Here is a 21,365-nt window from a genome sequence, read left to right on the forward strand (position 1 = left end):
AATATCGACGATTGTCCTGGGCGGGTCGCGCCCACCGCCCTCGCTCGGAAGGCAACAGAGGTTCAATGATCGCCCACGCAGCGTCGCTCACATCGCTCGGATAGCCCAAGGGAACCTCCTCCGAAGAAGAACCCTTGAATCAAACCTCGGCTGATTTGGGAATCCCTTTTGTCAACGCAGCCTAGTCAGAGGTCTGGAAGTCCTGAAAACAGATATTTGCGCGGCGCTGACAAAGCTGCGCCTATGCGCCAAGAGCGGAAATTGGTTGCTACGCTGAATTCGCCTTCTCAGCGCGCAACTCGGCAGAAGCCGAATTCGTAGACCTTTGGCGTCCCGACGCAAACCTCCATGTCGTCGAGGCAATTAGTGGAACCAGCGATTACCTCGTAGGGAGCGCCTCCATTCAGTCGTCGCAGAAGGTCTGAAATGACTAGCGCCGCAGCAACCATTCCCACGAAGGGAACTCCGACCGTCCGCGAGGCAAGCAGAGCGAGGCCGCAAGCGTCGAGGCCTTTTTCCTTAAGGTTCAGATAAGCTTGCATGTGAGACACAGTGGGCGCTTCCGCTGAAAGCGTCGTGGGCCAAAGCTCACTAGCGCGGCGCGGTCCAGGAAAGGTGTGCATCGCGAAGTTGCGGAAGCTCTGCGGGCCAGCGCCCAGCCCAGATTCAATGACCAGGTCGAATCCAGCTTCTTCGAGAGCCGCGCGGGCGGTGCCGTTATCGACCCCGCACAGCGCCACGGCGGGTTCATCGGCCTGACGCCGCGTCCAAGCGCCGAACCGGCGCTCTTCGAGATACGTCGTGAAACCCCGCGCCTCCAACCACTCCGCCGCGCGTCGCGTCTTCATCCAGCCCAGAACACCAAGGTTGGTGAGAACGGAGGTGCTGTCATTGGAAAGGGCTAGGTGGTCGAAATCCTGCAACACCAGTTCCAGCCCGCCGGGCGGGTAAGGCAGGCAGGCCAGGAGCCAGGAATAGGCCTGGCCGAGATTGCCCAGACCGATGAGCCACAGCCGCGAGGGCAGAAACGCCAGAGCTGGCTCCGTTTCGTCGGCCTCGATCCAATCGGCTCCCGGACGCCAGAGCGAAAGACCCGAAGCGCGTTTGCCGGCCATCGGGTGATCGCCGGCGTGCAGTGCAAACACCTCGGCCGCGCAGACCGCAGCCGCCAGGGCGGGCGCCAGGGGCATGGTTGTGTCATCGTTCATTGTCCAACCATCGCGAATCGGAACAACACCTCCGCGCCAGCCCTGCCAAGTCACGCGCCATGCGCGCGCCTTAGGCGTCTGCATCTCGACTGAACCAATGACAGCCACCGGCCAGTCGGATCGGGCATGCGACGCAATACGCCCGCCGAGGTTCGACACCGTATCGGCCAGGCAGGTCTCCAGCGCGAGCCCGGTAAGGACCGGCGCATCGGCCAGCCCGACGATCTCGACGCCCGCCAGGAACGTACGGCGCGCCAGGTTCACCAAGGTAAGCAGGGCGACCTGCGCTGCCTGGCTCGTCTGGATTTCGGGGCCGACAACGATGGTGAGACCGAAGGACTTCAGCAGATCCATGGCCTCCTCGATCGTCTGTACGCGCCCGCTGTCCATGAAATACTTGGCGGTGCGGTGCAGAGAGATGTGAAGCGGCTCGGTCATGTCAGCTCCATAGGCCGGTGTAGAAGAAGCCACGGCGCACCCGCGGCGAGCGGTCGCGCCATTGGTGGTCGCCCCGGTACTCGTAGATACCCACCTGATCCCAGCGGATCGGCGCGACCGCGAAATCGGGCAGGATCAGACCGACATGGCCGGCACGGGCCACCATCGGGTTGGTGCGGTCCGCTTCGCTCTGGATGGCGCGCCCACCATGGGTGTGGACGTCAGCCACCACGGTTAGCTTACGCTCCCGGCAGAGCGACCAGAGGTTTGCGAAGGCGGGGGCGTGCAGGACGCAGACGCCGGTCGAGTACGCCTGCGGGTCGAGGTCATCGTAGAAGACGACATCGGTCACCTGCCGGCGGTCGCCGTTGGCGCGGCCCAGCAGGAAGGCTCCTGCTTCATGGACTCGCTCTCCCCGGCGGTCGAGTTCGTGCGTTACCGCGTCCCACAGCCGCCAGGGGCAGCTAACGCGATGATCAGGCGCTACGAACGCCCGAATAGTCGCCTTGATGGAAAAGGTCATAGAGCTGCTCCAGGTAACAGATGATCCCGCGGCGCGGCTGCCAGAGCCGGCTGGGATGTTCGTTGCGCCAGTTGTCATGGCCTTCGATAGAGAAGCGGTCGCAGGGCAGGTATAGGCACTGGCCGCCCTTCCAATCGGGCCGGAAGATGGACGGAAGAATCGTTCTGCCCGTCGGCCACTGGACGAATGGAAGCGGCTGGTTGGCCAGGACGTCCCACGGCTGAGCCGTTGCCGGGTTCTGGCGATAGCCGGAACACTCGAAGCGGAACCCGTACTCGTCGGGCGCGCCAGGCCGCGCATCTGCGCTGACAACGATGATCACATGCGGCCAGGTGGTCGACACATGCCTCCAGCGTCCCTCGATCTCGCCACACCGGAATTCCGGTGCGGTGAGGTCTTGTTCGAGGAGCAGCCGGTCGGGGGAGACCGCGGCGTTCATTTAGCCCTCGACGCGCTTTTCGGGGACGAGGTCGAAGCACACCGAGCAGACCGGAGCCTTGGTCAGCTCGTGCAGCGGCGTGTCGGTCGCAGGCCGGTCCGTCGAGTTGCAGAGCTGGAGCACGTGCTCGGCGGCGTCGTGGTGGTTGAGCTTGAACGTCTCGACCGCCCAGGCCTTGACCTTCTTGACCCGCGCGCCCGGCGCGAAGGTGCGCTCCTCGGTCTTCTCGAGATAGTGCACCGTCACCTTGATCTTGCGGCACTTGCTGACGTGGATGCGGCAGCCGCGCTTGATGGGCGGCAGGGGCTCGTGGTGCTTGCGCACCAGCGGCTCCTCCTCCTCATCGATGAAGACGAAGGTGTCGTCGTCGAGTTCGATCCCGAGCGCGGCGATCGCGCCGTGCAGATGCTCGTGGGTCGCGTCCTGCGGCAGTTCGGCCTCGATGAGGCCTTCCCGCTCGTGAACCTGGATGAAAACAATGGTGGTCATGGTCGATCCTTTCCGGCGCCAGGATGGCGTCCTGTGAAAGGAGCGAAGTCAGTGAGGAAAAACCGGAAGCAGCACTGGTGAGCTCACACGCCGCAGATGAAATAGCACTGGCAGTTCGGACATTGCCGTGCTTCGGGGATCGCCGGGAACTCACCGCGTTCGATGGCGGTGATCGCTTCGGCATATTCCCGCAGCAGTTTATCATCGTTCTTGGCCGCCATAGGAACGGATTCGTCCGTGGCTGGATAATAGGCTCCCACCGAGATGGAGCGACCTGGATAACGCTGAGCGGCGCCCTTGCGGATCAGCGCATAGACGCGGTTGTCCGGTTCGGACTTCGTCTTGCGGCCCGTGCGGATTCGCTGAACGCGCACCCGACCATCCGGCGCGATGACAACCCGGTCCGGCGTGTAGGTGATCGTCCTGCCGCCAACCTGCACCGACCACGGCTCCCGGTCATAGGCCCCTGTTTCGGAGGCGATCAGGCGGGCGATGGACACCACCATCGTGTCCGCCGCCGCGCGGTAGTAACCCTCGAACCCGTGACCGCCGGGGCCGTGCTCCGCCCATTGGCGAGCGAGTTCCCACAATGCTTGGTCGGGACTCGCCGGCTGGCCTTTCTCGGCTTGCTGTTCAAGCCAGCCCATCGTGCGGTGGACGCAGCGATGGAACCGCAGGTAGGCAGACGAATCCCGTCCGCCGCGCAAACCATCCAGTACCTCATAGCGATAGCGCGCCGGGCACCTCAGATAGACATCGAGTTCCCGTTCGTCGTAACCGTCGCGCGGCGCAAGGGGCGACCAGACCCGCGCCGCCTTGAGCGCAGGCACCAGACCACTGAAACGCCTCACCTTAAGATGACGAGAGACGGTGTCGAGAAACTTCGACGCGCTGGCGTTGACTTGGGTGTAGCGCTCGGCCCGGGTCAGGCAAAGATGATCTCGCGCACGCGAGAGGCCTACGAAGAACAGGCATTCCTCTTCTGCGTCGTGGTCCTCTTTCTGCATAGTGAGCTTGCCGAGTGTTGCTGGCGGGGGGCAGCGTACCCATTGACGATTGGTCGGCATGTAGCGGGTCGCAAGCGCTGGCAGATGCACCCCGCGGAACTCCAACCCCTTGCTGCCATGGATCGTCATCACCCGCACCGCGTCGAAATCCGCAGCTTCGGAGACAACGGCCCGATACCGGCTGTCCTGGCTTAGCGCTTCAATGCGGCGGATGCGCTCGAGCAAGGCCTTGCGGCCCGGGTCGCGCAGATCGGCGTGTCCTTCGACATCACGTTGCTCGCTGCACACCTTGAGGAGCTGATAGATCGCGATCAGCTTCTGCTGCGCCTGGGCGTCCTGAGTCTCCAGCAAGGGCCGAAGATGGTTACCGCGTTCGAACAGCCACGTCGTGAGCAGCACCCATGGCGAGGTGGTCGGTCCCATGCCTGCAAGATGCTCCGCCAGCTTGCGCAGACCCGCGCGGCCGGTCTCGCTCAGCCCCTCAATCTCGTCCAGTCGAACGAGGGCTTCATAGACGGTATGGCCTTGGTCCTGAGACCAGCGAACGACCACAAGAGCGTCGTCCTTGGATGCCGCATACTCTGGCAGTTGTGCGACACGGACCAACCCAATGCCGCCGAACTCCGCGTCGATGGCGACGAGAGAGAGTAGATCTCGGACATCGTCCCTTTCGAACAGGTCCCCAAGATAAAGGAGAGGAACGCCGAGCTGCTCCAGCACATCGGTGATGCGCGAAAGCGTGAGGTGGCTGCGTGCGAGGATCGCCTGATCTCGGTAGGCAATGCCGCTCGCACGAAGGGCTTCGATCTGATCGCGGATGGCAGCAGCCTCTTCCGCGACCGTGCCTGCCACCGTGAGCGACACCTCGCCAAGTTCACCGCGGAATGCACCCCAGTTCGCCGCTGCGCCGGGGTCGGCCGCCATGTGGCGCGAGAACTCTGAGAACGCGCGCACCACCGGCCCGCCTGAGCGGTAGTTGCTGGTAAGCGATACCTTCGAACCGCTGAAATCCGTTTGGAAGCGCTCGACGTTGGCCGGCGACGCTCCTCGGAATCGGTAGATTGACTGACGCTGATCGCCGACCACCCACACGTCCTGGCAACCGCCGGCCAGCAACTGCAGTAGCCGTGCGCTCGCGAAGTTCACATCCTGATATTCGTCGACCAGAATGTGCTGAAAGCGCTGTTGGAACTCCACGCGGATGTCTTCATGTTCCGCCATCAACTGCGCAGGCAGCATGACAAGATCGCCGAAATCAACGGCGTCCGCCTCACGCAGTGCATCCTGATAGATTTTGTAGATTTCCCCAACTTCGACCGCTTTCTCGGCAGCTTCGACTTCGTCAGGCGTCGCATTGGCACGCGCGGCCCTCGCCTCGGTCAGATAGTCCTCCGGCGAGATCAGCTCATCCTTGCAGCGGGAGATTGCTTGCAAAACGTAGACCAGCTCGTAGGCGGGCTCGAACAGGTTCTGATAGTAGCGTAGCGGAAGGCGCGAGAGGTTCGCTTCGAGAAGCGCGAGCTGGGCAGTCTGATCGAGAATTTTGACGTCGGTCGTGCGTCCGAGACGGCCAGGCCATTTGGTGACCATCTCCAGGCCGAAGCCGTGGAATGTCCCGACCCACATCTCGATCGCCGCGTCCCGATGGGAGTCGGAAAGCCGCTCGCGCATCTCCTCGGCAGCCTTTTTCGAGAAGGTGAGTGCCAAGATCGAACCTGAAAGGGCGCCCTGGCCGAGGACATGCCCGATCCGGTGCACCAGCGTGCGGGTTTTGCCCGTCCCCGGTCCCGCATCGACGAGGAGAGGACCACCTTCCCAGGTCGCCGCCTGCTTCTGGCTTTCATCAAGCTCGATCAGAACGACTGGGCCGCGCTCGTCCGGTTCGCGAAAGGGTGGCAGCAACAGGGCGCGAATGGCCTGGTTGAGGACGAGACCGTAGGGAAGGCCCAGCTCCTCGGCGACTTCCGAAGGGCGACGCGCCTTGTCCACAATTTCGGTGCGCAGCCAATCGGCGGGGCACAGGAATTCGCCGGCGAAGATATCCGCCTGCACCTCCTTGCGCTCGCGCGGCGAATAGCCCTCCACCACACCCGCGCCGCTGTCGATGGGATCCCCGCCAAGCTGCGCCTGGACGTTTCGTACCTCGTTGCTCGGATCGTTATGGAGTTCCGAATGGCCGATCTCGTGAGCGATCACAACCAACTCGTCCTTCGGGTCGTGGCCACTGACGACGTACACGAGCCCATCCGCACGTTCGAAAGACCCGTGCACGCCAACCCCGAATACTTCACCAGGCTGGCAATAGCGCAACTCCAGATCGGCATCTTTCAGGGCGGCATCGACGAGAGCGCGACCGCGACGGTCACCCTGGGCGACACTCAATGCTTTTAAATGGCAAGCGCGGGCCTTCAGCCGAATGTCGCGCCAGGCGTCCATGGCTAGTCCTCCTCAAGCCAGTAGGACTTGCGCTCCGGTGTCATACTGCTTCGTCGGATGCTCTCCTCATAGCTGCAATGAACGATCGTGGGCTGCTGCGACGCCTTCGCGTGGCCCATGGAAGGATGTGCCTGCGAATAGGCAAGCGCACGGTCGAACTGCACATGGGTCGCCTTAAGCTGGTCGAGCAATGCCTTTACCAATCGCGACCCGATAGGGGGTGACATCCGCCCACGAAAAAGGTCCGACAGGACATCGCGGCCGACATCGATGGCGCGGCTGAGCTGCCGTGTATCCAATCCCGCACTGGACAGCAGTTGGTCGAACGTCGTCTCCGGCGCAGCTTGAGTGTTGTCCTGTTCGGCTGCCTGAGCATTGTAGATGGCGTTCAGTGCACGGCTGCGGGCACGGTTCATCATTAGTTCGTCGACCACTTCCTCCTCCGCTTCTTCGTCAGCGGCCCAATCATGCATGATCCCGGCATGCGCGCGGATGTCGTCAGCGAACTCAGGGTAACGCTGTGTCCAATCGATGATCTGATCCAGCGTCGGGGTGGCGCATTCCCGGTGGAATGCGAACAAGACCTCGTCCCGCCTCGTGGCTTTGGTTTGGTCCGTCATGACTTAGCTCCAAGAATGGTTCTGATCTCTTCCTCTGTCTCCTTGACCCAGGTCTCAGCGGTCTTCGCGCTCACGCCAAGCGCCGAAGCGATGGACTCGACCTTGGTGGAGTTGCGCGGCACGCCATCCATATGAAGCCGGAAGGCGAGAACCTTCCGCGGATCGGAGATCCGCTTCAGCACGCTCTCGACGTGAGCGCGCTCCTCGTCTTCCGTCGCCAGGGCCTTATGTCCGTCCGGACGCTGCTCTTCATCCTCGGAATAGACGTACCGCTCCGCATGCAGTTGCTCACGGCGAATAGCGTCGGCGGCGCGGAGTTTAATTCGGGCGACAAACGCTGTCCGCATCCCAATGCCGTCTGCCGAGGTCGGCTTAAGGACCGCCTCGATCAGTTGGTGATGGACCTCCTCGATCATGTCCCACCCCTCGTTGCGATGGTTCTTGCCGATGTGCTTGCGCAGGATGCGCATCATGCGTTCGGCAATTTCATTCATGAGGGGATTGATGACGCGTGGATCGCCGAACGCACCGATCTGCTGAGCCGCAGCAACTAATTGGCGACCCTGAATCTTTCCAAGCGAATGGTTCTTGATGACCTGCCGCCAGGCGGCAATGTCGCCGGGATCGGGTCCTTCTTCTAGTTTGTCCATAATCCTTCCCCAACAGCCCAGCCGACGCAGTTCGGATGTGGAGCGAAGCCAGTTTGAAAAAAGCAGAAGCGCTCCGCAGAATAATTCTATCGTTAGTAGTCCGATCCAAATTAACATTGAACAATCAGGGAGCGAAGGGGTGCACTATGAAGCTGGCAGTTCGTACGGCTTGCGCCGGGAAATCTGGGGTTTCGGTCGACTGTCTGGCTGCGCAAACTCGCAATCACATGAAGGTCCTTCTACTATGAGGATTCCGATGTCGACGTCGCGGCGTTTTGGCTCGACGGCGTCCATATCAACACACTGCATCTAGAGTTGGCGGTCACTACGACGACTGGATAAACGACGAATACTGGATACTCTCGAAAGCGACAGCATTCGGATACCCGCCAAGGGCGTTGAAGCGGGTCAGCGAGATCCGTGATATAGCGAAGTCGTCCATCGTCTTCTCACGCTCATCTGCGAAGGGAAGTGACCTACGGGTTTCCACATGCAGAAGGGAAGGTCAATTCCGGATGGTTGCCCCCGAAGTTCGATCGTCTGGCCAATTTCCCCCGTGCTGAATAAGATTAGGCAATACAATGAGGAGAAAACATGGCTCGAACGATCGAGGCATACGCGACATATCATCGTAAGAAAGAGCTGCTGACAGACCATCTGCAAGTCGCAACAGCGGGACTGTCTTTGCTGAAGCGAAACATTCAAACCTCCAATGCACCGGCTTTGCTTGGCTCATTGGTAGACGCATGCGCGGTTCAGCATTGGGGGAAGGGAAAGCAATACAAGAGCGCCGATGAAAAGGTCGACACCGCCCTGGCGAGTCTGGCCGACCAGGGTGTCATTCAGCACGTCGCAGCGTTCGACCTTTTCACCCGCAATCTCGTACAGGACATCGTGCGGTTTTCGTCACGTGCCCGGGATACGCTCCCCCACTGCAAGCACGACCATCAGCTTTTGCGGCTCAGCCCCGCCAATCGGTGGGTCAGCGATCATTGCTGCCACGATCTTTCGGGCAGGCTGGACACGCTGTCCAAGCGCCTAGACGAGTTGAAACTGTGGCTCGGATGGACACCCAGCGCAAAACTGACTGCGACTTTGCCCTTGTTTGAACTGATACGTAGTATCAGGAACCGGATTGCCCATGACGACGGGGTAATCGGCGCTGACCTTCAGGAACTTGCGGCCAGTGAAGAGATAAAGGCTGCACTCACTGCGTTCCGCGCTGAATACGCGAAACGCGACCTTCCGGCACTTCCCACGTTCAAGCGAGGCCTGCGCCTGAACATGACGACCGTGCATGCCATTCTTTTCGGTGCTTTCCTCTATGAGATCGCCAAAGAGCTGAACACTTACGGCACGACGCTTTTCAACGACGAGGAATACATCGATATGGCCTTCTACTATAGCTGTGTCGTCGAGGAGCATCCGTTTCGCACGCTGCGCCATAGATCCGCAGCCAACCGCATCGCTTACTTTCTCGCTGAACGATACTGGCGCGACAGCGCAGCACCTGGAGCATCCGCGATAACAAACCGGCTGGCCGGTGAGACGCTGGTTCATAGTCCGCAGGCGAAGTTCAACAGCTCCTACTGGAAAGTCGCCCTATCGCGACATCAAGAGCTTTTGTAGCGATCTTCGATCTCCACGCGGCCCTTGCTTCGCAACCCCAACCAGTTGCGCTGCGGGTCGTCGAGGGGGCCATTCTACCATGAGGACCCCGACATCGACGTCGCTGCGTTTCGGCTCGGCTGCATCGACATCAACACACCGCATCTGGAGTTGGGCCACCACTACGACGACTGGATAAACGACGAATACTGGATGCTCTCGAAAGCGACAGCATTCGGATATCCGCCAATCCCTTTTACCAAAGGCCCGATGCTCGTCGCTGCATCTGTTGAGATCAACGCTGTAATCGACACCCGTCTTGACCGCTACGTCCGCTTCGTCGTTTCCGGTGCGCCGCGCGGAGGATTCAGCGGAGGACCGGTGTTTCATGAATGGGGATTCGGGAAAGAAGACCGAGAGAGATCCCCCTCGCAGAACGGCCGCCCGGCAACGCTGTCGCTCAAAGGCGGCCTGACGCGATCCCGGCCCGTCGTCCTGTGCAAGGGCTGAAAGCCCTGCTTGTCCGGCCGGGCAGGGATGCTCGGCCGCCTTTGTGCCGGCTCGTCCGTTCCGCGGGTTCTGGAGGTGTCTTCGAGAAGAAGACGAAAGAGGACCGGGAAAAGAACCCGGTTCGCAAACCTCCGGCAAAAGGAACGAACCCATGCGCCTCATGACTGTCGATCCGCGCGCGCTCAAGGAAAACTCCGATCGGACGCGCCAGACCAAATCCAGCCCGCAGGCCGATGCCTTGCTGCTAGCCACCATCCGCCAGGTTGGCATCGTCCAGCCGCCGATCATTGCCCCTCAAGGGGAGGGCGGCAATGGCTACATCATCAACTCCGGCCACCGGCGCGTTGCACAGGCGATCGTCGCCGGCCTCAGCGAGATTGCCGTGCTGGTGGACGAGGCGGCCAATGACAACGGCGCCATGCGGTCGATGGTGGAGAACATCGCGCGCGAGGCGCTGAACCCGGTCGATCAGTGGCGGGCCGTCGAGCGTCTCGTTGCCCTCGGCTGGACCGAGGAAGCCATTGGCGTCGCGCTGGCGCTGCCGGTGCGCCAGATCCGCAAGCTGCGGCTGCTTGCCAATGTGCTGCCGGCGATGCTGGAGCAGATGGCCAGGGGCGACATGCCGAACGAGCAGCAGCTGCGCACCATCGCGGCGGCTTCGCTGGAAGAACAGCGCGAGGTCTGGAAGGCGCACAGGCCGAAAAAGGGCGACCCGCAAGTTTCCTGGTGGGCTGTCGCCAACGCGCTGACGAAGAAGCGCATGTACGCCCGGGATGCGAGCTTCGGCGACGAGCTTGCCCGGGCCTATGGCATCGAATGGCTGGAGGACCTGTTCGCCCCCGCCGACGAGGACAGCCGCTACACCACTAATGTCGAGGCCTTTCTCGGTGCTCAGCAGGAGTGGATGACGGCCAACCTGCCGAAAGGCGGCCTGGTCGCCGAGGTGAACAATTACGGTCAGGCATCGCTGCCGCCCAAGGCCGAGCGCGTTTATGGCAAGCCCGGCAAGGGCGACCGTGCCGCGCTCTACATCGACCGCGACGGCAAGGTGCAGACAACATATTTCCGGATGGCGGAGCCGAAGAAGGCCAAGGGCCAGGTGAACGGGGCCACGGATTCGGGGATCGAGGCCGACGAGATCGTTGCTGCGAGGTCGCGCCCCGACGTGACGCGCAAAGGCATCGAGATGATCGGTGATCTGCGCACCGATGCGCTGCATGAAGCGCTTGCCCGTGCTCCTATCGAGGACGACACGCTGTTGGCTCTTCTGGTGCTGGCGCTCGCCGGCACCAATGTGTCGGTGCAATCGGGCGCGTCCGACGATGTCTATGGCTTTGCGCGCATGCGGCGGCATGCGGCCCGATTGGTTGGGGAAGACGGCGGGCTCGATCCTGAGCCGGATACCTTGCGTGTCGCTGCCCGTTCGGCGCTGATCGATGTGTTCTCGGCGCGCGAGAACCGCACCAACAGCGGCCTTGTCGCCCGCCTTGCCGGTCAGGCCATCGGAGCTGACCGCTTTCTGCCCAACATGGGGACCGAGGACTTCCTCGCCTGCCTGTCGCGTCCCGCGCTGGAACGGTGCTGCCAGGAAACGCCGGTTCTGCCGCGCGCCAGAGTGCGGGAGACGCGCGCCGCGCTCGTAGACCATTTCATGAGCGATCGCTTCGTTCACCCATCGGCGTTGTTCGCGGTCGGCGCAGCGGAGATCGCCGGTTGGTGCGGACCGTCCGTCGGCAGCTCCCGTGACATGCTCCATGAGGACGAGAGCGATGTCGTTCCCTCGGATGGGGTGCTCGGTTCCCCGGAGAGCATCGAAGGAGGCGTTGGTTCCGCTGATGACGAGTTGACGGACGAGCTGGCTGACGAGCCTTGGCCGATCGCTGCGGAGTAATCCATCCGCTCCGATCTCCTTTCTCCGAACGAACCCGCGCCGCCGGAAAAGTTCTGGCGGCGTATTCGTTTGAGGCGCCAGCCTTGTGTGCGGAGCAGGGGAGGGCGGCATGAGGGCCGGACTTGGCGGGCGCTTGTATCGAATGCGGGGGCGAGCGTACTCGTGTTGGTCCGTTCGCCTGGGACGTCACCGGTCGTGCCTCCCGGCGGGCGATCTTGGGCTTTTCCCAGTCTCCTGTTTGGGCATCCAGGCATTGAGCCCCCCTGCCGGTCACCCCTCGGTTTCGGGCGGTCTTGAACCGTCGGCCGGTCGTTTCAAGGTCGCGTTGCGCCGCGTTGCGGTCCTGCCCGGCTCGCTCGCAAAGCGGTTCTGCTCAGGCGCCTGAGGCTGGCTTTGGCCAACCTCGTCCTTCGCAGGCCCGCTTCGCTCGTCTCGCAGGGCCGGAACCTGTGAAAGCGACCGTCCTCGCGACGGTTCTTTTTGACCGCACCGAGGGGCAGCCGGCAGGGGCCGGTCAAGACCCCGAGGAGCCTCAAAGACAGGAGTTTTCCAAAATGGCCAAGCCCGCAACCGCCTCCCGCCCCGCTTCCAAAGTCGTCCCGCTCCACAAGGGAACTACCCTCGAAATGGTCCGCCTCGCCTGTCCCGACACCACCCAGGCCGCGCGCATCTCCTCGAGTTTCGGCCTTCCCCTTCTCGATAGCGACTGCATCCGCGACACCCACGTGCAACTGATCGCCGAAACGGCGTCGGCCCTCTCAGAAGGTCTCAAGGAGCGCGCCATGCAGATCCATCTACAGCGGATCGTCGGTGCCTACGTCGGCTCGGCCCACGGTGCCGGTCAGTTCTATTCACGCGCCGTCACCGAGGCGCGCGATGCAACCGCCAAGGCGGCCTGCGATGCCCGGGATGAAGATATTGATGGTCCCGTCGGCTTCGATGGACCTGCGCAACGCAAGCGGGAGTTCGCCGCCGACATGGGTCTACAGGCCCACGCGCTCCGCATGGCGGCCGAGGGTGCCGTCACCGCCTATGAACAGGTGGTTGGCGAGCGCTGGAAGCCCTTCGAGCGCCCGGCGGATCCCGCTGCGCCGACGCTGGATCGCAAGGCGGCTGAAGTGCAGATGGCCGCCTTCGGCTAAAAGCTCCCGACATCTGGGCGGGGCCAAAAGGCCCCACCTTCGACTTTTCCCATCCTCAAGACCGAGCTTAGTGCCGGCGGCGACGAGATCGACCGGGAGATTCCGGTCCTGAAGGCCTGCTCAGTCTTCAATGTCGTTTAAGTCGGTTGTGCACTCTCTGTCTTCTTCTATGGCGGCAACGAGCTTTATCGGATGGAAATGGATGGACAAATGGGTGAGGGGGGCACTACAGGTATTTGGATGGAAATGGATGGAATATTGGGTGATGGCCTTTGACACATCGACCGTGCGGATCACGGCGGATATTCTCTCCCTGATAGCTGAGATCGATGAGTTCAAGGGTGCTTGGCGAGCGCTTGGCCGTATCGCACCCGACCGATTGTCGAGCCTACGCCGTGTAGCTACGATCGAAAGTATCGGATCGTCAACTCGTATCGAAGGGGCGAGGCTGAGTGATCGTGAGGTTGAGAAGTTGCTCTCCAACCTCAAGATCGGTTCCTTTGTCACGCGCGACGAGCAGGAAGTCGCTGGCTATGCCGAAGTCATGGAGACGGTATTTTCGGCCTACGATGTGATTCCGCCGACAGAGAACCATATCCGCCAGCTTCATCGCGACCTTCTGATTCACTCATCCAAAGATGAGCGTCATCGTGGCGAATGGAAGTCGCTAGCCAACCATGTCGAAGCGTTCGATGAAAGAGGCCAAAGCCTTGGCATTGTATTTGCCACGGCGTCACCCTTTGATACCCCACGGTTGATAAGTGAGCTTGTTGATTGGGTGCGCGCCCGCGAGAGTGATAAAGATCTACATCCGCTGTTGATGGTCGCCGTATTCATCGTCGTCTTTCTTGAGATCCATCCGTTTCAGGATGGAAATGGACGCCTATCCCGAGTCTTGACAACTCTCCTGCTTCTGCGTGCCGGCTACGCTTATGTGCCGTACAGCTCATTGGAAAGCGTCATCGAGCAGAACAAGGAAGGCTACTACCTCGCCCTCCGCCGCACACAGGGCACCATCCGCAGCGCCCAGCCTGATTGGAACCCCTGGCTCGAGTTCTTCCTGCGCAGTCTTCAGCTTCAGAAACGGCGGCTTGAACACAAGATCGAGCGCGAGCGAATCGTTCTAGGTGATTTGCCGGAGCTTTCGGTCGCGATTCTTGAGCTTGCACGGGAACGAGGGAGGGTGACTGTCATGGAAGCAACACGGATAACGGGCGCAAGCAGGAACACGGTGAAGGACCACATAAGAGTGCTGACGGAACAGGGCCATCTATCGCAACATGGTGCCGGGCGGGGAACCTGGTACGGTCTTGCGTGACGGCTGCGCGCTGTGAACCGCCTTCCTCGGGAGCCCGGTGCATGCGTCTTGAACCTCGGTTCCTTTCTTGTGTGTCTGACCTTCTGGCGGATGTCGTCTCTCTGCCGGCTACCGCGACGTCTGATCGCCTGAAGAGCAGCGCTTCAATGTGAGCCTCGACGGCGGAAGCGCAGCCGAATTGTCCTTGACGCATTCTGATCCTTTCTCATCTGCTGGTCGACGCTTCAGCGGGCTCGATATGGCATGTCTGGTTGAGCGTCAGGGGCGCTGTGCGCGTGCCGGAGCTCTTCGTCAACGCCCAGGGTCAGCCGATGACCCGGGCTGGCTTCGAATATGTACTCGACAAGCATGTCGGCAAGGCGGCCGAGACCTGCGCATCGCTACGTCATCGAAGCGTCTCGCCACATCAGCTCCGGCATAGCTGCGCGGTTGTCATGCTGCAGGCGACCCACGACATCCGGAAAGTCGCCCTGTGGCTGGGTCATGCCGATATCCGCACGACGGAGATCTATCTCCGCATGGACCCTTCCGAAAAGCTGGAAGCGGTCGAGGCGGTCGTTCCGCGGAACTGAGGCGTGGCCGGTTCAAGGCACCGGATGCGCTGATCGCTTCCTTGCTCGCTGATCTGGAGGAGACCCCCGCTGGATCGGAGCGGGTTCGCACCTGAAGCGGCTCTCGCCCGATCGGCCCGATCCTGCACCGGCATCGTACTCGACATGGTTCATGGCGTGTCGGGCGCGGTTGGTGTCGTTGGGCCGGGAGGCAGGGTGGCCGTGACGATGGGAGGGGGACGTATCGGCAGCGCTGAGCGTGCTGGGGAGGCCGATCGCCAGCGTCGATCTCTGACGATCATGCGGCGAAGCCTCCACACGGCCTCTCTTTTGGGCTGGTCTGGCACCGGTCCGGCCTTGGCCTGCAACGGCTCGGCCGACCTTCTTCCCCTGACCGCGAGCGGTCATTCCTCGCGAGCCAACAAGCTCGGCTGCCGCCATCCTCCGCTCACGCTGCGGCCCCCAAGAACCACCCCATCGCGCAAGCGCGCCGGGGACCCCGGTGGGTGCAGCCATCCGGTCCGGCGCCTCTCGACCGCCATTGAGGTCGCATCGGGCGGCTTCGGGCAACTCTCAGGAGATACGGTAATGGCTCAGATCGGCACCTTCACCCGCGACGAAAATGGTTTCGCCGGCACGATCAAGACCCTCACCCTTAACGTCAAGGTCACCATCAAGCCCTGCGACCGCGACAACGACAAGGCACCCGACTATCGCGTCACCGCCAACGGCGTCGAGTTCGGAGCCGGCTGGAGCCGGACCGCCCGCGAGACGGGCGCCGAATACCTCTCGCTCAAGCTCGACGATCCGTCCTTCACCGCCCCGGTCTATGCCTCCCTCGTCCAGGGCGACAAGGGCGAGCACAGGCTCATCTGGTCACGATGACCGGCCAAGGGCGCTCCGCTCACAGCGGGGCGCCGCCTGGCAGAAGCGCTCGGCACAGATCGACCGGGACTACCTCTCGGTCAAGCTCGACGATCCGAGCTTCCCGGCTCCGATCTACGCGACGCTTTCCGAGGTCGAGTGCGAGACCCGGCTTCCAGCTCATCTGGTCCCGCTCCAACAGGGACTGACACCTTGGGCGCAGGCGGCCCCGCCCATCGCGGCGGGGCCGGTGCGACGGGCCAAGCCAACAGTGCCGAGGCATCGAAATGGGGCGCAATTGGCGCCACCGCTGGATGCCTCTCTTTGGGAGCTCGGAGAACCTGTGTAGAGTGAAAACACATGTTCGACGCGGTCATTGCGGCCGCCGAACGATAACAACTTCACCGGTGTTTCCATGCTCTCCCATCAGCTTCTTCGCAACCATGCGGGCATCATGCTCATAGGGGACTATGGCACTCTCCGGCTGCTGAACGAGGTTGTTCGAGACGTTAATGAACGCTCACCGCTCGTTCGGGACAAAGAGGGTGCTTTTCTTGCGCTCGCCTATGACGCCCGGAAAGCCTACGAGCAGCAGCGTGAGATTATTCACCCGCCGGAGCACCTCGCAGAGATCGGCGTCCGCTATGGCGTGGCGATTCTCTGGCCGGTGCTTCTTTTGCAGCAGAGAATGCTCAGAGAATCTCTCGCCTGGATCGACCACGGAAAGAAGCACCAGGCGATCACCTATGCCCTCGAAGCCGTCATCGAAGAGGCGTTGAGGGAAGACCTCGGCTCGAGAGAGCCAGCGGTTACCGAGGCTTGGCAACGGCTCGATCCCGCGCATCCCGGCTTTTTCGAAAGGTTGCATACACGCGGCGCCCTGTTTTGTTCCTGGACGAAGAGCCGACGGCGCCAGCTCTTGCCCAGCCTTTTGTGGAGCTTCCACCCACTTTTCGGGATTGGCGCAGGCGCCTACCCTTTTGGTTCCAACAAGCAAGTGACACCAGACGATCTGGCTGCCTGGGAGGGCTACGAATGGCCTGACCCCAAGCTCTAGGTGGAGGGGGATGATAATCTTCCGGTGGGCGGCCTTGATGCAAGCCCGAATGGGCGGCGGCCCATCGTCTAGCCTCTCACCTGAACAGCATTTCTATTTCGGCCATGGCGCGAAACAGTTTCAGAGGCTGGTCCGGAAATGGCTGGAAACTCTCGCGCTCGTAGAAGCGCCTGGCGGCTTGATCCTTGGCATCGACGATCACGGCGAAGGAGGCGATCTCGCTTCGCACTGCCCGATAGAGCGCGTCTGCCAGAAGAAATCGGCCGTAGCCTTTGCCCTGGTGCCTTTGATCGACGGCGAGCCGGCCGAGCAACGTCGCGGGAATAAGCGGGTAGCGCGGCAGTTTGCGCGTGATGGGTTCGGGCAGGTCCGGCAAACGGATCGCCGTCGCCGACAGCGTATAGAAGCCGGCAATGCTGCCATCGGCCAGAACCAGCACGAAAGGAGCGGCGACTTTCTTGCGCGCCTCCTGCCCGGCCTGCGTCCGAAAATACCGGTCGAGGGTCTCCGCGCCACACGCAAACTCCGTGCGATCGTGATGGGCGCCGAGAGCCTCGATCTGTGGAATGTCCGCAGCTTTCCCTTCCACGTGTCAGACGCCCGTCTTCTCGCGGTAGAGGCGGACCGTTTCGCGCAGCCGATCGTTGACCGGCCGCGGTTCGGCCAATGCCTTCACAAAGGCCTCGCTATCGCGCACGGAGAGCGACAGATGCTGATGTTGCTCGATGGCACGCCGCGCTGCGTCCTGGACGCTGGTCAGAACGAAATCCGTGACCGTGCGCCCCTGCAGTGCCGCCGCGTGCTCGATGAGGCGCTTCTGGTCTGTGGTGACGCGCGTTTCCAGCCGCTCTCCTCGGACCCGACCGGAAGAGGATTTCTTAGCCGCTTCAGCCATTTTCTCGGTCTCCTATTCGTACATTATGTACGGCCAATGGCCGGGAAAATCAACAAATAGTTGATTCCTACGCGGCGCCCTGGCGAAGACTTAAGATGGCAGTCGACGCGCGGCTCTCGAGCCTCCACGTCGGTCTCTTTCAGAAAATACAGAAATGCTGAATATGATGGAAACGCAAGATCAAGGAGGCCGCCATGTCGACTGAAGCGTCATCCTACACGACGAGCGATCTGTCGCGAAAATCCGGCGACATCATCGCCGAAGCCTTGCGCCGGCCAGTCACCATCACCCAGCGCAACAAGCCGCGCCTCGTGATCCTCAATATCGAGGATTATCAGAAGCTGCTGAAGCGCTCTGACATCCGGTCGGTCGGAACGGCCGAGACCATGCCGGATGATCTCTTGAGCGAGTTCGAATCGGCGGTCGAAGCCTATGCGCGCGAAGATGAGTCCTCGAGGTCATGAGCTTCGAACAGCTCCAGACCGGTGTCGTCCTTCGCTACGCCAATCTCTGGACGCGTCAAACCAAGGCGGGTGAAACGGATGGACGCAAAGACCGACCCGTCGCGGTCGGTGTTCGAATCGCCCGCAAGAGCGGTGATCTGATCCTGTTCTTTCCCGTCACGTCCAAGGAGCCGGAAGCGTCCCGGTTCGCGGCCGAGATTCCGCCCATCGAAAAGCGCCGGGCAGGCCTCGATGCCGACATCCGCCTCTGGCTTATCCTCGACGAGTACAATACTGACATCGTCGGCCAGTCCTTCTACCTGGAGCCGGCGCCGCCGCTCGGCAGCTTCAGCAAGGCATTCTTTCTGCCCTTGCTGCGTGCCTTCGTGGCGCGCCGCAAGACGACGACCGAGATCAACAAGTTTAGGTGAGGCGCTCGCGATAACCGCGGCTCGCCTTCTGGCGTTGGATCCTGGCAAACTGCGCCAGCGCCTCGTCCTCGTGCGAGAAGCTCATTGTCCTCATCTGGCCGCGCGTGCCGATGCGGCCCCAGCGCCGTGTCAGGCAGATATCGCCGAACAGCGTAGGCTCGATCGACAGCGCGTAGAAGCGCGCCATATTCCGGGTGGCATCTCGGCGTTCGATATAGAGATGGCGAGAGGTTGCAGTCATGCAGCAAGGATCGCCAATCGACGCCATCGCGTCCAACGACAGTTTTGAATCGATCGGTTGATGTCGATTCATGACCGTGATGGGTCGCGAGTTCCATCAGGCGGTGCCCGACCGGGAAGCACAAGAGGCTATTGGGTACAGTTCATCGTCCTTCCTTCTCGAACCTGTTCTCTCTTACACAAGCCCGCATGTCATCGCGTCGGAACCAGATGGCACGGCCGCAACGAAGCGGTGGATTGCCGGCAGTGAAGACAATCTGTTCGTCAGCTCTCATCCGCAGGACTTCGTGCGGCTGGATCAATGGACGGGAGCCGAGCAGTTTCGACCTCGTGCGGGAAGAACCGGAGCTTTGCGAAGAGCGACTGACCTGCTCGATTTCGACGGTCGTGGTGCCACAGCGCCGCGAGATGTAGTCGGCGGTCTCGGGGTCGTTGACGGCGGCGAACGAGATCCAGCTGGCGCTCTCGAACCATTTGCTTGCGGCGTCGTGCCCGCCATAGGTCTCGCGCATTTGGCCGATGGACTGGAAGAGCAGGGTGAGCGTGACGCCATACTTGCGGCCGGCGTCACGGGCAGTCTCAAGAATGCGCATGAACCCGAGACGCGCCACTTCATCGAGCAGGAACAGCGCGCGCCCTTCGATGGCGCCGTTGCGATTGTAGATCGCGTTCATGAAGGCGCCGATGATGACGCGGGCAAGCCCTGAATGGGTCTCCAGCGTCTTGAGGTCGAGGTTGATGAAGACGTCGGTGTGACCGTCGGCGAGATCGTCCGTGCGAAAACTCGTGCCAGACACCAATGCGGCGTAGTTGGGGTAGGACAGCCAATGGGTTTCCTTGACCGCGTTGGCATAGACGCCGGAAAACGTCTCGGGCGTCATGTTGACGAAGGCGGCGACGTTCTCCTTGACGAAGGTAGAGCCGGAGAGGTCGTAAATCCTCTGAAGCCGCTCGCGCAGTTTGGGCTCGGGCTCGGAGAGATTGGCGCGCACCTGACGCAGCGTCTGATGCTCCGGATCGGTGTGGCCGGACAGGCAGACGTCGGCGATGAGGGCCGTGAGCAACTGCAACGCCGAGGAGCGGAAGAAATCATCGCGAATGCCAGTCTGCCGTCCGCTGTCGCTCATGATCCAGGAGGCGACGGCGGCGATGTCTCCCTCGCACGAACCGCCGAACTGGCCAATCCAATCGAGCACGTTGAAGCCGGTATCTGGCGATTTCGGATCGAGGATATGAACGGCTCTTCCAGCCCGACGTCGGTGATCGACCACCATGGGCGCGACTTCGGCGGACGGATCGAGCACCACGAGCGTGCCGCCCCATGTGAGCGCGGTCGGGATTGTCACCGAGGTCGTCTTGAAGCCGCCGGACCCGGCAAAGACGATACCGTGCGATGAACCGAAGGAGGCATCAAAGCAGAGGAGCGGCATGCGTCCGGCGGCTCCCCAGCTGGCGCGGTCCTTCGAGCGAAAGGGGAGCGTGGCAACGCTGTCCTTGTCGACGCGGCAGCGCTCGCCGATGACGATGCCGCCTGTTTGGGGAAAGAGGCGGGCGGCATCGGGAAGCGTCATCCAGTCGGCGTCGCCGTGCAGTGCCCGCCGCCCGCGAATGCGCTTTGGCGCAGTCGGGGCGAAGGCAGCATTGCCGTTCATCGTGATCCGAATGGAAAAGATCAGCGCGATGGTCAGGAGCAAGACGCTGATCGCGACTGCGGGATCGACGCTGGACAACAGCGAGCGCATGTCGGGCGGAAGAGCCGACTGCCGCAGCGCTTCGCGCGCGACGGCATATCCCAAGCCGAGCAGATTGCCGATGGAAACGCTCAGAGCCACCGTTCTGATATTCACCGATCCCGCAGCTGCAAAGAGGGTGGTTATGCCGATGGTGGCGACGATCGCGTAGGGAAGAACAGCTCCGATCCGGGCAAGGAGCAACTGTTGCGCCGCCGTCTTGCCGAGGGAGACAAGCGCCTGGCCCAGTTCCTGACTGAGTTCCCTCAGCCCAACGTGCGTGCCGATCATCACGGCAAGCGGCAGGAGGAACAGCACAAATCGCCGGGCGAAGGTATCAGGTGTCACGGCCGAAGGCCTCCGTCCCGATTCCCATCAGCCGCGCTCGCTCGACCTCGTTGCCGTTGAGGCGGCTCCTTCCCTCAATCAGAAGACCGAGGAGAAGGGCGCGGCTTTCGTAGCGAAGGCCGGCTTTGACGATGAGGCCACCCAGCGCGATCTTCTCACGGGTATCTTTTTTACGATCCTCAGAGGTTTGTGCCTCAGCCATGCGTTTCAACCTCGCCAGCTCCTGGTTGAGCCGCTTGAGGCGCGAGTGCCGTGGACGAAGGGCTCTCCGATGAGGGGGCGTGTGTGGTCCTCTTCTTCCCGTTTGAAGCTTCATTGCTCCCGCGCCGAAATGTCCCCGCCACCTCCGTGAGGGCAGCGAGCAGTGCCTCCTCGTCGATCTCGATGTCCCCGAGACCGGCCTTGAGGGCGATGCGGCCGATGCTCTCCGCCTCGCGTGTCTCCGCCGCCTTCAGTTGCTCCTGAAGCCGGGCGATTTCCTCCCGGATTCTCGATGAGGGCTTTTTCATTCCGGTTGAACCTCCGTT

The 21,365-nt window shown here is 61.9% G+C and carries 23 protein-coding genes and 2 pseudogenes; 11 read left to right on the forward strand and 14 right to left on the reverse strand.

The features are described from left to right. From H512_RS27915 to H512_RS0118590, 8 genes and pseudogenes are all read right to left on the reverse strand, one after another. Window positions 1-109: pseudogene (locus H512_RS27915) on the reverse strand (IS5-like element IS4811 family transposase); the annotation flags it as partial. A gap of 178 nt (window positions 110-287) precedes the next feature. After that, a complete protein-coding gene (locus tag H512_RS26010; protein ID WP_053240051.1) occupies window positions 288-1,646 on the reverse strand; it encodes a ubiquitin-activating E1 family protein in 1,359 nt (452 codons plus the stop codon). A 1-nt stretch (window position 1,647) separates the two neighbouring features. Further along, window positions 1,648-2,169: an MPN domain-containing protein gene (locus H512_RS27370; protein ID WP_053240052.1), complete on the reverse strand. Its 522-nt coding sequence runs from the start codon at window positions 2,167-2,169 to the stop codon at window positions 1,648-1,650. Continuing rightward, complete coding sequence (locus H512_RS27375; protein ID WP_026784711.1) at window positions 2,123-2,608, reverse strand: DUF7665 family protein; 486 nt, start codon at window positions 2,606-2,608, stop codon at window positions 2,123-2,125. The genes H512_RS27370 and H512_RS27375 overlap by 47 nt, the downstream gene beginning before the upstream one ends. Further along, the gene (locus H512_RS0118570; RefSeq protein WP_026784712.1) at window positions 2,609-3,097 is read right to left on the reverse strand and encodes a hypothetical protein; all 489 of its coding nucleotides are present in this window, start codon (window positions 3,095-3,097) and stop codon (window positions 2,609-2,611) included. 83 nt (window positions 3,098-3,180) lie between these two features. Next, window positions 3,181-6,540 carry an ATP-dependent helicase gene (locus tag H512_RS0118575; protein ID WP_084798604.1) on the reverse strand — a complete coding sequence of 1,120 codons (3,360 nt, stop codon included), beginning with the start codon at window positions 6,538-6,540 and terminating at the stop codon, window positions 3,181-3,183. A 2-nt stretch (window positions 6,541-6,542) separates the two neighbouring features. Beyond that, complete coding sequence (locus tag H512_RS0118585) at window positions 6,543-7,160, reverse strand: helix-turn-helix domain-containing protein (protein WP_026784715.1); 618 nt, start codon at window positions 7,158-7,160, stop codon at window positions 6,543-6,545. After that, the gene (locus H512_RS0118590) at window positions 7,157-7,810 is read right to left on the reverse strand and encodes an RNA polymerase sigma factor (protein WP_026784716.1); all 654 of its coding nucleotides are present in this window, start codon (window positions 7,808-7,810) and stop codon (window positions 7,157-7,159) included. The genes H512_RS0118585 and H512_RS0118590 overlap by 4 nt, the downstream gene beginning before the upstream one ends. A 594-nt stretch (window positions 7,811-8,404) precedes the next feature. Here H512_RS0118590 and H512_RS0118600 point away from each other — a divergent pair. The 9 genes and pseudogenes from H512_RS0118600 to H512_RS0118630 all read left to right on the forward strand — a co-directional run bounded on the left by H512_RS0118600 (window position 8,405) and on the right by H512_RS0118630 (window position 16,751). Then, window positions 8,405-9,439: a Clp protease/crotonase-like domain-containing protein gene (locus H512_RS0118600; protein WP_026784717.1), complete on the forward strand. Its 1,035-nt coding sequence runs from the start codon at window positions 8,405-8,407 to the stop codon at window positions 9,437-9,439. A gap of 24 nt (window positions 9,440-9,463) precedes the next feature. Further along, window positions 9,464-9,928, forward strand: coding sequence for a S1 family serine peptidase (locus H512_RS26540; protein ID WP_210162721.1), 465 nt, complete (start codon window positions 9,464-9,466; stop codon window positions 9,926-9,928). A 151-nt stretch (window positions 9,929-10,079) separates the two neighbouring features. Then, complete coding sequence (locus H512_RS0118605; RefSeq protein ID WP_026784718.1) at window positions 10,080-11,819, forward strand: ParB N-terminal domain-containing protein; 1,740 nt, start codon at window positions 10,080-10,082, stop codon at window positions 11,817-11,819. Between the two features lie 554 nt (window positions 11,820-12,373). After that, window positions 12,374-12,961, forward strand: a complete 588-nt coding sequence (locus tag H512_RS0118610; protein WP_026784719.1) for a hypothetical protein — start codon at window positions 12,374-12,376, stop codon at window positions 12,959-12,961. Between the two features lie 250 nt (window positions 12,962-13,211). Further along, window positions 13,212-14,279 carry a Fic family protein gene (locus H512_RS0118615; protein WP_026784720.1) on the forward strand — a complete coding sequence of 356 codons (1,068 nt, stop codon included), beginning with the start codon at window positions 13,212-13,214 and terminating at the stop codon, window positions 14,277-14,279. Between the two features lie 275 nt (window positions 14,280-14,554). Next, the gene (locus H512_RS24915) at window positions 14,555-14,851 is read left to right on the forward strand and encodes a tyrosine-type recombinase/integrase (protein WP_245585451.1); all 297 of its coding nucleotides are present in this window, start codon (window positions 14,555-14,557) and stop codon (window positions 14,849-14,851) included. Between the two features lie 567 nt (window positions 14,852-15,418). Beyond that, complete coding sequence (locus H512_RS0118625; RefSeq protein WP_026784722.1) at window positions 15,419-15,715, forward strand: DUF736 domain-containing protein; 297 nt, start codon at window positions 15,419-15,421, stop codon at window positions 15,713-15,715. A gap of 28 nt (window positions 15,716-15,743) precedes the next feature. Continuing rightward, a pseudogene (locus tag H512_RS26545) lies at window positions 15,744-15,903 on the forward strand (DUF736 family protein); the annotation flags it as partial. A gap of 206 nt (window positions 15,904-16,109) precedes the next feature. After that, on the forward strand, window positions 16,110-16,751 hold the full coding sequence (locus H512_RS0118630; RefSeq protein WP_026784723.1) for a DUF6904 family protein: 642 nt from the start codon (window positions 16,110-16,112) through the stop codon (window positions 16,749-16,751). A 76-nt stretch (window positions 16,752-16,827) separates the two neighbouring features. On the opposite strand, the gene H512_RS0118635 is transcribed toward H512_RS0118630, so the two are convergent. Further along, window positions 16,828-17,340 carry a GNAT family N-acetyltransferase gene (locus H512_RS0118635; RefSeq protein ID WP_026784724.1) on the reverse strand — a complete coding sequence of 171 codons (513 nt, stop codon included), beginning with the start codon at window positions 17,338-17,340 and terminating at the stop codon, window positions 16,828-16,830. A 3-nt stretch (window positions 17,341-17,343) separates the two neighbouring features. Further along, on the reverse strand, window positions 17,344-17,646 hold the full coding sequence (locus H512_RS0118640) for a type II toxin-antitoxin system TacA family antitoxin (RefSeq protein ID WP_026784725.1): 303 nt from the start codon (window positions 17,644-17,646) through the stop codon (window positions 17,344-17,346). Between the two features lie 194 nt (window positions 17,647-17,840). Here H512_RS0118640 and H512_RS0118645 point away from each other — a divergent pair, with 194 nt between their 5' ends. Both H512_RS0118645 and H512_RS0118650 read left to right on the forward strand, forming a co-directional pair. Then, complete coding sequence (locus H512_RS0118645) at window positions 17,841-18,110, forward strand: type II toxin-antitoxin system prevent-host-death family antitoxin (RefSeq protein WP_026784726.1); 270 nt, start codon at window positions 17,841-17,843, stop codon at window positions 18,108-18,110. Further along, the gene (locus tag H512_RS0118650) at window positions 18,107-18,520 is read left to right on the forward strand and encodes a hypothetical protein (RefSeq protein WP_026784727.1); all 414 of its coding nucleotides are present in this window, start codon (window positions 18,107-18,109) and stop codon (window positions 18,518-18,520) included. Before H512_RS0118645 ends, H512_RS0118650 begins: the two co-directional genes overlap by 4 nt. Here H512_RS0118650 and H512_RS0118655 read toward each other — a convergent pair. From H512_RS0118655 to traC, 4 genes are all read right to left on the reverse strand, one after another. Next, a complete protein-coding gene (locus tag H512_RS0118655) occupies window positions 18,513-18,833 on the reverse strand; it encodes a WGR domain-containing protein (protein WP_156899569.1) in 321 nt (106 codons plus the stop codon). The two genes, H512_RS0118650 and H512_RS0118655, sit on opposite strands and share 8 nt — an antisense overlap. A 70-nt stretch (window positions 18,834-18,903) precedes the next feature. Continuing rightward, entirely contained in the window at window positions 18,904-20,838 is a 1,935-nt protein-coding gene (traG, locus tag H512_RS0118660) for a Ti-type conjugative transfer system protein TraG (RefSeq protein WP_036792669.1), read from the reverse strand. After that, on the reverse strand, window positions 20,828-21,040 hold the full coding sequence (gene traD, locus H512_RS0118665) for a type IV conjugative transfer system coupling protein TraD (protein WP_026784730.1): 213 nt from the start codon (window positions 21,038-21,040) through the stop codon (window positions 20,828-20,830). The genes traG and traD overlap by 11 nt, the downstream gene beginning before the upstream one ends. After that, a complete protein-coding gene (gene traC, locus H512_RS0118670; RefSeq protein WP_026784731.1) occupies window positions 21,033-21,347 on the reverse strand; it encodes a conjugal transfer protein TraC in 315 nt (104 codons plus the stop codon). Before traC ends, traD begins: the two co-directional genes overlap by 8 nt. Window positions 21,348-21,365: the final 18 nt, after the last annotated feature.

Origin of the sequence: Pleomorphomonas koreensis DSM 23070, assembly GCF_000425185.1 — a bacterium.
Taxonomy (GTDB): domain Bacteria; phylum Pseudomonadota; class Alphaproteobacteria; order Rhizobiales; family Pleomorphomonadaceae; genus Pleomorphomonas; species Pleomorphomonas koreensis.